Raw genomic sequence first — 11,825 nt, 5'->3', positions numbered from 1 at the left:
ACCTTTGTGTCGCAGCTGAGCGCGGATGCGGGCATCGCCGAACGCTATGGCCTCACCAAGCGCGTCGTGGCGGTGAAGAATTGCCGCAACATCTCGAAGGCCGACATGATTCACAACGCGTGGCGTCCGGCGATCAGCGTCGACCCCGAAACCTATCAGGTGATCGCCGACGGCCAGTTGCTGACCTGCGAACCGGCCACGGTATTGCCGATGGCGCAACGTTATTTCCTGTTCTGATCATGCGCACCATCGACAAACTGATTGCCCCCCACATCAAGCTCGCCGCGGTGCTGGTCAAACGCGCGCCGACCTTGACGCTCGACTTCGACGCACGCCGCAAAAGCCGCCTCGCGGCGACTCTTGATGACGGTGAAGAGGTGGCCCTGGTGCTGCCGCGCGGCACGGTGTTGCGCGACGGCGACGTACTGGTCGCGCAAGATGGCACGCTGGTGCGTGTCGTGGCGGCAGCTGAGACGGTGCTAATGGTCCGCGCCCGCGACGTGCTGACGCTCACGCGGGCCGCCTATCACCTGGGCAACCGGCACACGCCGGTTGAAGTGGGCACGGACTATCTGAAGCTCGAATACGACCCGGTGCTGGCCGACATGCTCAAGCGGATCGGCGCGAGCGTCGAACAGGTTTCACTGCCGTTCCAGCCGGAATCCGGCGCTTATGGCGGTGGCCATAAGCATGGGCATGACGAGACGTTCGCTGAAGACTACGCGCTCGCGCAGCAGGTCTATGGCGAGCATCATGGGCATGAGCATGGGCACAGCCATGACCATGGCCATGCGCACACCGAAGGTCACGCTCATAGCCACGATCACGGCGGCTGCGACGCTTCCTGCGGGCACGATCACGATCACGGCAAACATGCGTACCGCTGAACTCACAGCACTGCTGCATCTCGCGTCGCCGGCGTTGCCGATCGGCGCGTTCAGCTATTCGCAGGGACTCGAAGCCGCGATCGAAGCGCAGCTGATCACGGATGCCGACAGCGCGCGCGACTGGATCGAAAGCGGCCTCACGAATGTGCTCGGGTTGGGCGAATTGCCGTTCCTCGCGCATCAGATCGAACGCTGGCGCGCGCACGACGCACCCGGCCTCACGCTTGCGAATAGCGAATTCCTGGCGAGCCGCGAGTCCGCCGAACTACGGCGCGAAACGGAACAAATGGGTTGGTCGCTGCGGCAATTGTGCGTTTCGCTCGAATGGGGCGCTGCGGACCGCCGCGCCACACTGGCAGCCATGACGCCGTTGGCCCAGCCCACCGCGTTTGCCTTCGCCGCCTTCGCGCACGACGTCCCGGACGAAGCGGCGCTTGCGGCCTATGCATTCAGCTGGATCGAAAACCAGGCGGCCGCCGCACTCAAAGCGGTGCCGCTGGGACAACTGGCGGGCCAACGCATCATCGTGGCATTGCGGGCGCCGCTGGACCGCGCCGTGCAACGCGCGCTCGCCACGGCGCCTGACAACATCAACACCTTCGCGCCGCAATTAGGTATTTTGTCGGCCCGTCACGAGTCGCAATACTCGCGGCTCTTTCGCTCATAAACACACCGATCATGAACGCACCTCAGCACCCCACCGCTCACCGTACCAAGAAACTGCCGCCGCTGCGCGTGGGTGTCGGCGGCCCGGTCGGCTCCGGCAAGACCACGCTGCTCGAAATGCTCTGCAAGGCGATGCGCGAGCGCTACGATCTCGTCGCGATCACCAACGACATCTACACGAAAGAGGACCAGCGCCTGCTGACGGTAGCAGGCGCGTTGCCCGCCGAACGCATCATGGGCGTGGAGACCGGCGGCTGTCCGCACACGGCGATCCGCGAAGACGCGTCGATCAACCTCGAAGCCGTCGACCGTATGCTGACGCGCTTTCCGGATGCGGACATCATCTTCATCGAATCGGGCGGCGACAATCTGGCGGCCACGTTCAGCCCGGAACTGTCGGACCTGACCATCTACGTGATCGATGTCGCCGGCGGCGAAAAGATTCCACGCAAGGGTGGCCCGGGTATCACGAAGTCGGATTTGCTGGTGATCAACAAGACGGACCTCGCGCCGATGGTCGGCGCGAATCTGGACGTGATGGCCTCGGACGCGAAGAAGATGCGCGGCGAGCGGCCGTTCGTGATGTCCAATCTGAAGGCGCTCGACGGGCTGGCCGACGTGATTGCCTTCATCGAGAAGAAGGGGTTGCTGACGGTTTGAGCGGTCAGCAACCGCCCGGGTTACTCCGGCAACAACGCCATCAAGACGTCCACGGTGCGTGCCGTCGCGCCGCGATGGCGCGCCGCAAAGGCCGACGCCGCGCCGCTCATCGCGAGGCGCCTCGGCTTGTCGTTGAACAGCTCGCGTAGTGCGCGAGCCAGCTCGGCCGGGTCCTGCACCTGCAGCGCCGCGCCCGCCGCCACGGCATCCGCCGTAGCCTGCGTGAAGTTGAACACGTGGGGGCCCATCAGCACCGGCACGCCTACCGCGCACGCCTCGATCAGATTCTGCCCGCCGAGCGGCAACAGGCTGCCGCCGATGAACGCCAGATCCGAGGCCGCATAGTAGGCGCCCAGCTCACCCATCGAATCGCCCAGCAGCACGGTCACATTCGCAGGCAACGGGCGCGCCCCGCCCTGCGCGGCACCGCCCGCCGCATCCGGCGCCCACGTCGAACGACGCTCGTAGCGCAGACCGGAGCGTTCGACGAGTGCCGCCACTTCGTTGAAACGTTGCGGATGGCGCGGCACCAGGATCAGCAGCGCCTCTTCGACACCGAGCGCGGCGAACGCCTGCAGCACCAGTTCCTCTTCGCCCTCGCGCGTACTGGCTGCGACCCACACGGGACGCGTTCCAATCGCCGCGCGCCATGCATGGCCGCGCGCCGCCAGTTCAGGCGGCGTGCTCATATTGAACTTCAGGTTGCCGAGCACCGCCACGTTGCGCGCGCCCAGCGCGGTCAGACGTTCCGCATCCGAAGGACTCTGCGCCAGCACCCGCGAAAAGCCGCCGAACACGCCGCGGGCCGCGCTGCCGAACTTCGCCGCCCGTTTGAACGAACGCGCCGACATGCGCGCATTGGTCAGCACCAGCGGTACGTCGGCACGCCGGCATTCGTCGATCAGCGTGGGCCAGACTTCGGTTTCCATCACGAGACCCAGCGAGGGCCGCCAGGCACGCAGAAAACGCCGCACCGCATGCGGCATGTCATACGGCAGATAGCTGCGCAATACGCGGTCGCCGAAGATCTGCTCGCCGATCGCGCGGCCGCTCGGCGTCATGTGGGTCAGCAGAATGCGCGCGTCGGGACGCGCCTGCATCAGCGCCTCGATCAGCGGTTGCGCCGCGCGCGTCTCGCCGAGCGACACCGCGTGCACCCAGATCAGCGGTGTGTCGTCTTCCGGCAAGCGTCCACGCGTATAGCCGAAGCGCTCGCCGATATGCTCGCGGTACCCGCGTTCCTTGCGCGAACGGATCATGAGACGCAGCACCGCGAGCGGCGCCACGAGCCACCAGAGCGCGTGATAGACGACCCTCAGCATCCGCGCTCCGCGCTCAGGTCCACGTTTTCAGCCAGAACAATGAAGTCGGCGCGGCGAGGCGCGCAGCAGGCGGCGCTCAAACCAGTGCCCTGCCCTTGAGGCGTTCGAGGATGCCGAGCGGCGCGCATTCCGGCTGCGCCATGGCCTTGACCGGCAAGAAGAAGGTCTGCTCCATCATGAACTGTCCGGACATGACCGCGTGTGACGTCTGATCCGAGAAGCACACCCAGACGCAGCCCGGCGGAAACGGCATGGTCTCTTGCGGACTCGTCTTCTGATACTCGAGGTCGGCTTTCATGCCGTCGTGCAGATTCAGCATCAGATGGTCATATTCGCTGCGCGCGGACTTGGTGATATGCAACAGGTTCATCAACCACGCGGAACCGGGCATCTGCGGTTTGATGCCCGGCAGGAAGCGTTTGGCCATGTCTTCGAACGGTTCGCCCACGCGCCACACGCGCGGTGCGCCGTTCGGATTGATGTTCGTGAAGACGCGCAGAATCCGCTCGCCGTAGTTCGGGCGCGACGGGAAAGCGTCAACGTGCAGGCGGCTGTCGTCCTTGCGCCATGAGGTCTGACGGGTCTCGACCTGATGCAGCCGCAGGCTCGTCGGCGCCACGCGCAATTTGCCGTCGTATTCGGGAAAGAGACCGTCGACCAGCGTGCGTGCATTGGTCTGATAACGCGCGATCAACGCGCGCACCGCCGATTGCGTGACCGCGTCGCCCACCACGCCGTGCAACTCGCCGCCATTCGGTGCGAGACTGATGTTCTTGCGGTTCGGATCGGCCAGCGCGGGGTCGAGCAAGGCCTGCTCGCCGCCTTCGATCGCAAAGCGCAGGTTGGGAAAGTACAGCACCTTGCCGCGTTCGACGCCGGCCAGCAGCGTCTCGCGCGGCACAGACAGGTTGTGTCCGTGCCAGTCAGCGCTTGCAACTTCGATGATCTGGGTTTCGTTCATGGTCGCCCTTGAAAGCGGTGGAGCGTAATTCAGGTGGCCGCCGCACGGATGCCGCGTTCGTTACAGCAGGCCAAATCCAGCCAGTGCGGACTTCACCTGTTGCAGCGTGGGCGGCTGGCCGGCGGTGCCGAGATTGATGACGTTCGGCGACCAGTAGCCGCCGGTGCGCCAGGCGGTCGCGAAATTGTACAACTCGACCGTGGGACGCTTCAGCGCGGCCGCGATGTGCACTAGACCCGTATCAACGCCGACCGTCGCCGCGGCGCCCTCGATCAGACCGACCACGGCCGGCAGCGACAGACGCGGCGGCACGATGGCCGCAGCGCCGAACTCCCTCGCCAGACGCTCGCTGGTGGCGCGTTCGGCGTCGCTGCCCCACGGCAGCACGATCGAGGCGCCGCGCCGCACCAGCGACTGGCCAAGCTCGATCCATGCGGCATCTGGCCACTGCTTGTCGGCGCGTGAGGTGGCGTGCACAAACACCACGTAAGGAACCGGCAGATTCACGTCCGCTTCCGACAAAGCCAGCGCCGCCCGGCCGGTATCCAGACCGAAATCGATCTCGTCGGACGGTGCGGGCTTCGGAAGGTCGAGCGCGGCGGCCACCAGCTGGCGCGTGCGTTCCACTACGTGGGTACGCGGCTCGATCGGCACGCGTTTGTCGTAGAAGAAACGCACGGGCCACTCGAAACCCGCGCCGTCGGTGCGGTTTGCGAGGCCGACCACCGGTCCGCGTGCCATCCGCGCGACCCAAGCGGTCTTGATGAGTCCCTGGCAGTCGATTACCAGATCGTACTTTTCGGCCGCCAGCGCGCGGCGAAATGCGCCGATTTCGCGCCAGTTGTCGATCGACAGCAAACGCTTGCGCCAGCGCCGCAGCGAAACGGGGATGGCTTTGCGCACGCCGCTCACGAGCTGCACGAGGCCGACGAAGCTTTCTTCGACGAGCCAGTCGATCTGCGCATCGGGATGCCGGCGGCGGATGTCCGCAATCACCGGCATGTTGTGAACGACGTCGCCCAGCGACGACACTCGCACGATCAGTATCTTTTGCACGCTCAAGAGGAGTACGCCGGAGATCCGGCCAGAAGATGCATTGAAAGGACGGCAATTTTAGCGCGCCCTGTGAAAAAGTATGAAAAAACACGCTGTGGACGCGCAAACAGGCGATATTCGACTGCGCCGCAATGTCAATGCGCGATCGTCCCGACCAAGTGTTCGTTCTCGTGGGATATCCAACATACGCGAAGTCGCCAGTCATTTAATTTTCGCCCACAGCTCCCGTATCCGCAGCGGAGCCTCACGTAGCTAATAAATCGGCGACTTCGGCCATGTACATGATTCTTCTGCTGCTGAGCGGCACCTGCAGCGCAACGGCCAGCGTCCTGCTGCGTATCGCCGGCCAGTCGACGAGCGAACTCGGCTCCGCGACGCTCGCCTTGTTCGACCGGGCCATGTTGCTGCGCGTCGGTGCATTAGGCGCGTACGGCATGGGCTTTATCTTCTACGCGCTCGCCCTCAAGAAGATCCCGTTGAGCGTGGCGTATCCGTTCATGGTGTGCGTCACCCTGCTCGAGATCTTTATCGTGGGTGTCTGCATCAATGAAGCGCCGACGCTGAAAACGCTGCTCGGCGCCGGGTTCCTGTTAGCAGGTGTGTTTTTGCTCTACTCGTCGGGGCCGGCGCGCGCCTGAGCGGTCGCGCTGACTCAAGCGGCATGCGATGCAGGTTACACGCGCCAGACGCGTCCATGCCGAAGTTCGTGTTCGTACAACAAGGTTAAAAACCACCATGAACGCCGTTTCTCCTTCGCTCACTGCCTCCGGGTCCAGCGCGGGCTTCGGCACGCGGCTCATCCGGCTCCTGTTCTTTTGCACGGTCGCTTTGGCCGGCACGCTATTCTGGATCGCGCCACGCCCGCCGCTCGCGGACCTGCCGCAGCACGCGGCCCAGGTGGCCTTGCTGCATGACCTGCTCACCGGCACTTCGCCGTGGAGCGATCTCGTGCGCGTCAACTATTTCACGCCTTACCTGCTCGGCTATGGACTCGCCCTCGCACTGTCGTTCGTGATGCCGGTGCTCGCGGCGCTCAAGCTGTGCATGATGCTGGCGTTCTACGCGTTCGTCGCCGCGGGCCTCGCGCTACGCAAGGAATTCAGGGCCGACGCCCGCCTCGACTGGCTGTATGTGCTGGGCTTTTTCGGCTACGCCTATCAATACGGCTTCTATACCTTCTTGCTCGCCGTGCCGGTCGGACTCTTCTTTCTGATCCTCGCACGGCGTTTTGCCCAGGCGCCGACGCGCGCGGGCGGACTGGCTGTGTTGGTGGCCGGCGTGTTCCTGTTCTTTTCGCATGGGCTGATGTTCCTGTTCTGCTGCGCGCTCGGCGCCGCCTTCATTCCGTGTTTCGTCAAAGGATTCGCACGCATGCTGCGCGCGGCGCTGCCGTACGCGCTGCTCGGCGTGCTGACTCTCACCTACCTGGCCTACGTGAAACACAGCGCCCTCGTCATCCCGGCCGGGAGCACGCAGGCGTCCGCGGGCACGATGTGGGATTGGAGCGGTTCGTTCGGCTGGCACCGCGTCTACAATTTCCTGCTGTACACGGTGGCCACCGAAATGAAGGACTGGTACTTCATGCTCGGCGCCATGTTCATGCTCGCCGCGCCGTGGCTCATGGGCGCGAAGCTGAACCGGCAGGACCCGAGTGCGCTGCTGCCAATGCTCGGCGCCGTGCTGATCTGGTTCGCTGCGCCCTCGGATGCAATGGGTATCGCCGCGCTCTACCAGCGCTTCGCGATCATTCTGCTGACGGCCTACGCGTTGATGTTCCGTGCCGAAGCGGTGCACGCAAAGGAGATAAACGAAAGCGCCCCGCGCCGCACGGGCGCCACGCCGCGAACGTTGCTCACGCAAGTGCTTCTGATGATTTTTTGCTGGTCGTACCTGAGCGTGCTGGCCGTGCGCGAACATCGCGTCGCCGTCGAAGATGCGCCGTTCGAAACGCTGCTGGATGCAACCGAGCCGGGGCAACGCGCGCTCAGCCTGATTTACGCGCCCGAGAGCCCGATCATCGACAGTCTGTGGACTTACCACACGTACCCGCTCTGGTATCAGGCGGACCGCCAGGGCTTCGTCGACTTCAATTTTGCGTTTTTCCTGCCGCAAATCGTGCGCTTCCGGCCCGACCGCATTCCGCCAGCGCGGCCCAGTGCCGAAGGCTCTGCGCCGCAGGACTTCAGCTGGCATAAGTTTGAGGGACGCATGTATCGCTATTTCTTCGTGCGCCATACCGCACCGTTGCCGCCGCAGATGTTCGCCAACGACGAGTGCCAGGTGGTGCTGATCAAGCAGGTGCCTGACTGGTCGCTGTTCGAACGGCGCGCGTGCCGCTGAGCGCAAGCGCGGCCACTGCCGCGCGCCGGCTCGCGAACGCCGCGCTCAGGTCTCGCTCCAGAGGCGCAACAGGTTGTGATAGCAACCCACGAGACTGCGACGTGCCTGCTCGTCGGCGCCGCTCGCATTCAGACGCTGGATGGCGGTATCCATGTCGAACAGCAGCGCGCGCTGCGTGTCGCTGCGCACCAGAGACTGCGCCCAGAAGAAACTCGCCAGACGGGCTCCGCGCGTCACCGGCGTGACCTGATGCAGGCTGGTGGCCGGGTAGACGATCATGTCGCCCGCCGGCAGCTTGACCTGCTGCACGCCGTACGTATCTTCGATGACGAGCTCGCCGCCATCGTATTCGTCGGGGCTGGAGATGAAGAGCGTCACCGAAACGTCGGTGCGCACTTTCGTGCCGTTGGCGAGAAGCCGCACGGCGCCGTCCACGTGACTGCCGAACTGCATGCCGCCTTCATAGCGGTTGAACAGCGGCGGATAAACCTGGTTCGGCAATACCGCGCTGATAAAGAGCGGATGACGTTCGAGCGCGGCGAGAATCACGTCGCCGAGTTCGCGCGCCAACGCGGAGTGCTGTTCGATCTGCTGATTGTGTTTGACGGGCGCCCCCTGATAGCCGGCGGTGGCGCGGCCGTCGACCCACGCCTCGCCGGCGTGATCCAGCCGTTCGCGCACGAAGCGCAACTGCTCGGCGTTCAGCACATTCGGAATCTGCAGCAGCATGTCTCTGTCCTTTTGCCCGTTTGTCCGTTGACGATGATCCGGAATCAGAACCGGTAGTTGACGGTTGCCAGCAACGTACGTCCGATGCCCGGCACGGAGCGGCCGCCATCCGAAGGAATCAGCGCATCGTAATACAACTTGTTGGTCAGATTCAGCAGGTTGAGCCGCACGTCGTACTTCTTCGCGTGGTACGCGGCGGTCATGTCCCAGCGCGTATAGCCGCCTGCTGAAACATAGTTGGTGTTCGACGCATAGCGCGAGGACATATAGCTCGGGCCACCGCCGATCTCCCATTGCGGCGTGAAGGCATAGGTGGTCCACAGCGTGAAGGTATTGCGCGGCGTGTTCGCGGGGACGTGCCCCTGGGTGCCGTCCGCCGCCTTGAGGATGGTGGCATCCATATACGTGTAGCCGCCGAAGACCTGCCACTTGTCGGTGAGGTGACCGGTGACGCCCGCCTGGAAGCCGTCGACGCGGATGTCGCCATCCAGTTCGTATTCGGTCGTCGAAACCTGGGTGCGCGCGTTGTCCATTTCCTCGCGGAAGAATGCGGACGTCACCGACAGATTGTCGTTGAGCAGATCCCACTTTCCGCCCACTTCATACGACCTGGTCGATTCCGGCGCGAGATTTTGCGTCAGGTTGGTCACCGTCAGCGCTTCGAGCGAAGGGTCGAACGAGGTGCCGTACGACACGTAATAGGATTGCCAGTCGGTCGGCTGATAGATGACGCCCGCGCGCACGCTGGTGAAGTAGTTCGTCTGGCTCGCGTACGACGGTGCACTGATCGTATTGTGGATCTGCGCCTGGAAGCGATCCCAGCGCAAACCGCCAATCACCTTCCAGTACCTGCCGATTGACGCCGTGTCGTTCAGGTACCCCGCAATTTCGTTCGAGCCCGAGTCCGCATAGTTGCCCACGGTGGTCGTCACACCGGCCGGCGACGACAGGTAGGGCGGGTCGATCATCGGCACGATCGGCAGGTTGTTGCGTGTATAGGCCTGGTTCGAATAGCTGTCGTGACCGAGTTCCACACCGGCAATCAGGTCGTGTCTGATCGGGCCGGTGTTGAATTTGTATTCGAGCGTCGTGTCGTTATAGACCGAGTGGTTTTCGATCACCCGGTCGTGACTTTGCAGCTTGATGAACAGCTGCGACGGCGGAAGCGTCGTGAAGTTGCCATTCGTCAGCGCCGGGCTGGTTGCCAGCGGCCCGGTCAGCACGGCTTGCGGCGCGGTTTCACGCGCGTCGGTCATCGAATGCGAGAACTGGGTCTGGTTGCGCAGGATCACGTCGTCCGAGAAGCGGTGCTTGATGCCGGCGTTGAAGATCTGCACGTCCTGGATGGTGCGGTCACTCGTGAGACCGTAAAAGGTATTGCGTCCCACCGGCGACGGGTGGCCGTTCAAGGCCTGCACGCCGTAGTCCGGCATGTCGTAGTTGTGCTGGATCAGCGCCGACAGCGTCACCTCGGTCGGCGTGCCGATACCGAATCGCAACTCCGGCGCGATACCGTAATCCTTGTTTCTCATTTCGTCGCGCGTCGAACCCAGGCTCTGGCCGAACGCGTTGATGCGAAACGCGGAGGTGTCGGTGAGCGGATGATTCAGGTCGACCGTGGTGCGATAGCGGTCGTTGGTGCCGACGGTCGCCGAGACTTCGCCGGACTCCGTGAGATTGGCCTTCTTGGAGACCTGGTTGATCACGCCGCCCGTCGAGCCGCGGCCGAACAGCATGGACGACGGGCCGTACAGCACTTCGATCGATTCCAGGTCGAACGTGTCGCGGTAATACTGGTTGCGATCGCGAAAGCCGTCCAGATAGATGTCGTTTTGCGCCGTGAAGCCGCGCAGGTTGACGTTGTTGCCGATCTGCCCGCCTTCGGCCGCGCCGATGGTAATGCCGGGCGCGTTGCGCAACGCGTCCTGAAACGACGTCGCGCCCTGCGATTGCAACACCGCCTTGTTGATGACCGTGACTGTCTGCGGGATGTCGCGCAGCGCGGTCGGGGTTTTCGCGCCAACCGTGGCAGTCTCCGCCTGGAAGTCCTGCGTAGTCTGGCCGGAAACCGCGATGGTCGGCAGCGTGCCCTTGGTGGCCGAGGTGCTGGCGGGCGTGCTGGCGGGCGTGGTTGCGGAGGTGCCGGAGGCCGGCGTGGCGCTTGACGCAGCGCCTTGCGAGGACGTCGGAGCAGCGGTTTGCGCCCGTACCGGCGCGGAAAATGGAACGACCAAAGCCAGCGCCAGCGCTGTCGCTAGCGGCGTTGTGTTGAACATAGTGATCCCGTCAGAGGTGGTTCGTGTCAAACCGCGCGCTTGCCTCGGCGGCGCTGGCATGACAGTCGGTGCGGCGGCTGGCTGGCCGCTTCTCTGACTACGGGAGGAGAACGGTGGGCTGGCGTTGCGTTAAATGAGAATAGATATCATTCCATGCACCGCAGAATATTTCAAGCGTAAGGAACTTTCCGTGAGGGCAAGTTGTTTGAAGGGTGTCTCGCGTGGCAAAAATACACCACCGGTAAAAATCGGTTGCGCAAATCGCCCACTCGCTGTTTTAATAGCGCCGTAAATCCAAATTTACAGCAGCCAGAAATGGCAAGACACACCCAGAAGTCCCGGCGCTGGCCGACCATGAAGTGGTAGATACAGCTGGATGAAGACGCCTGTCTTCACTCCCGCTCTAATAACAGCGCGTCTGCGCGCTTTGCTTGGCAACGCCACGTAACGGAAGCTGTTGCGCCGACAGGCGCCTCGGGCGTGCGTACATGCCCGATCAAAATAAGTCACTCCCGACTGACCACGGTGTCGCCCACGCGATTACTGGCGGTATCGGGCGATCATGCGTCGTCATGTCTCGCCCCAAGCACTGCCCGCGCTCGCGGGCATAGCAATCTGGCTATCCGGCATGCGCCCCTGGCATCTCGTTACGGTTAGCCCAATCGATGCGACCCAGAAGTCTCCCGCCGCACGATCCCAGCAAGTAAAGGCCTCGACCCGTCGACGTAACGCCGTTGGCTGCCCGTACAGCGTCGAGCTCCTGCACAGTCGTTCTCCATGCCTGCTGTCAGGGCTTTCAAAGAGCCACTGCGGCGACCGTCCCTCCGACGGCCCTGCGGAATCCGTGTGGACCCTCACACGCACCCCTGCGCTCACATCAAACAGAAATCACGAGAGTCCTGATGTACAGCCGGCTTTGTCCGGTTCC

10 protein-coding genes and 1 pseudogene are annotated in these 11,825 nt (G+C 63.6%); 6 read left to right on the top strand and 5 right to left on the bottom strand.

The annotated features are described in order from the left end of the window. The 4 genes and pseudogenes from ureC to ureG form a co-directional block, all read left to right on the top strand. Positions 1-237: pseudogene (ureC, locus tag VGH41_RS05930) on the top strand (urease subunit alpha); the annotation flags it as partial. Positions 238-239: 2 nt separating this feature from the next. Further along, on the top strand, positions 240-887 hold the full coding sequence (gene ureE / locus VGH41_RS05925; RefSeq protein WP_331596421.1) for an urease accessory protein UreE: 648 nt from the start codon (positions 240-242) through the stop codon (positions 885-887). Beyond that, entirely contained in the window at positions 874-1,554 is a 681-nt protein-coding gene (locus tag VGH41_RS05920; RefSeq protein ID WP_331596420.1) for an urease accessory protein UreF, read from the top strand. The genes ureE and VGH41_RS05920 overlap by 14 nt, the downstream gene beginning before the upstream one ends. 11 nt (positions 1,555-1,565) lie before the next feature. Then, entirely contained in the window at positions 1,566-2,213 is a 648-nt protein-coding gene (ureG, locus tag VGH41_RS05915) for an urease accessory protein UreG (protein ID WP_331596419.1), read from the top strand. A gap of 20 nt (positions 2,214-2,233) precedes the next feature. On the opposite strand, the gene waaA is transcribed toward ureG, so the two are convergent. From waaA to waaC, 3 genes are all read right to left on the bottom strand, one after another. Beyond that, complete coding sequence (gene waaA / locus VGH41_RS05910; protein ID WP_331596418.1) at positions 2,234-3,535, bottom strand: lipid IV(A) 3-deoxy-D-manno-octulosonic acid transferase; 1,302 nt, start codon at positions 3,533-3,535, stop codon at positions 2,234-2,236. 76 nt (positions 3,536-3,611) lie between these two features. Further along, positions 3,612-4,496 (bottom strand): Kdo hydroxylase family protein, encoded by an 885-nt coding sequence (locus VGH41_RS05905; protein WP_331596417.1) that lies wholly within the window; start codon positions 4,494-4,496, stop codon positions 3,612-3,614. A gap of 60 nt (positions 4,497-4,556) precedes the next feature. Then, on the bottom strand, positions 4,557-5,552 hold the full coding sequence (waaC, locus tag VGH41_RS05900; RefSeq protein WP_414696610.1) for a lipopolysaccharide heptosyltransferase I: 996 nt from the start codon (positions 5,550-5,552) through the stop codon (positions 4,557-4,559). A gap of 275 nt (positions 5,553-5,827) precedes the next feature. Between waaC and VGH41_RS05895 the strand changes: the two genes are divergently transcribed. Then, a complete protein-coding gene (locus tag VGH41_RS05895) occupies positions 5,828-6,190 on the top strand; it encodes a ligand-binding protein SH3 (protein ID WP_331596414.1) in 363 nt (120 codons plus the stop codon). Positions 6,191-6,287: 97 nt separating this feature from the next. Beyond that, positions 6,288-7,892, top strand: a complete 1,605-nt coding sequence (locus VGH41_RS05890) for a hypothetical protein (RefSeq protein ID WP_331596413.1) — start codon at positions 6,288-6,290, stop codon at positions 7,890-7,892. 45 nt (positions 7,893-7,937) lie between these two features. On the opposite strand, the gene VGH41_RS05885 is transcribed toward VGH41_RS05890, so the two are convergent. Together VGH41_RS05885 and VGH41_RS05880 are read right to left on the bottom strand one after the other, a co-directional pair. Then, the gene (locus tag VGH41_RS05885) at positions 7,938-8,621 is read right to left on the bottom strand and encodes a Fe2+-dependent dioxygenase (RefSeq protein WP_331596412.1); all 684 of its coding nucleotides are present in this window, start codon (positions 8,619-8,621) and stop codon (positions 7,938-7,940) included. Between the two features lie 44 nt (positions 8,622-8,665). Continuing rightward, entirely contained in the window at positions 8,666-10,897 is a 2,232-nt protein-coding gene (locus tag VGH41_RS05880) for a TonB-dependent siderophore receptor (RefSeq protein WP_331596411.1), read from the bottom strand. Positions 10,898-11,825 lie beyond the last annotated feature (928 nt).

Origin of the sequence: Paraburkholderia sp. (assembly GCF_036488795.1) — a bacterium.
Classification (GTDB): domain Bacteria; phylum Pseudomonadota; class Gammaproteobacteria; order Burkholderiales; family Burkholderiaceae; genus Paraburkholderia.
This window is presented reverse-complemented; position numbering and strand designations above follow the sequence as displayed.

What these genes read in the sequence shown, in the direction of transcription:
- ureE (WP_331596421.1), top strand. Translation starts at nt 240, where the DNA reads ATGCGCACCATCGACAAACTGATTGCCCCCCACATCAAGCTCGCCGCG.
- VGH41_RS05920 (WP_331596420.1), top strand. Translation starts at nt 874, where the DNA reads ATGCGTACCGCTGAACTCACAGCACTGCTGCATCTCGCGTCGCCGGCG.
- ureG (WP_331596419.1), top strand. Translation starts at nt 1,566, where the DNA reads ATGAACGCACCTCAGCACCCCACCGCTCACCGTACCAAGAAACTGCCG.
- waaA (WP_331596418.1), bottom strand. Translation starts at nt 3,535, where the DNA reads ATGCTGAGGGTCGTCTATCACGCGCTCTGGTGGCTCGTGGCGCCGCTC.
- VGH41_RS05905 (WP_331596417.1), bottom strand. Translation starts at nt 4,496, where the DNA reads ATGAACGAAACCCAGATCATCGAAGTTGCAAGCGCTGACTGGCACGGA.
- VGH41_RS05895 (WP_331596414.1), top strand. Translation starts at nt 5,828, where the DNA reads ATGTACATGATTCTTCTGCTGCTGAGCGGCACCTGCAGCGCAACGGCC.
- VGH41_RS05890 (WP_331596413.1), top strand. Translation starts at nt 6,288, where the DNA reads ATGAACGCCGTTTCTCCTTCGCTCACTGCCTCCGGGTCCAGCGCGGGC.
- VGH41_RS05885 (WP_331596412.1), bottom strand. Translation starts at nt 8,621, where the DNA reads ATGCTGCTGCAGATTCCGAATGTGCTGAACGCCGAGCAGTTGCGCTTC.
- VGH41_RS05880 (WP_331596411.1), bottom strand. Translation starts at nt 10,897, where the DNA reads ATGTTCAACACAACGCCGCTAGCGACAGCGCTGGCGCTGGCTTTGGTC.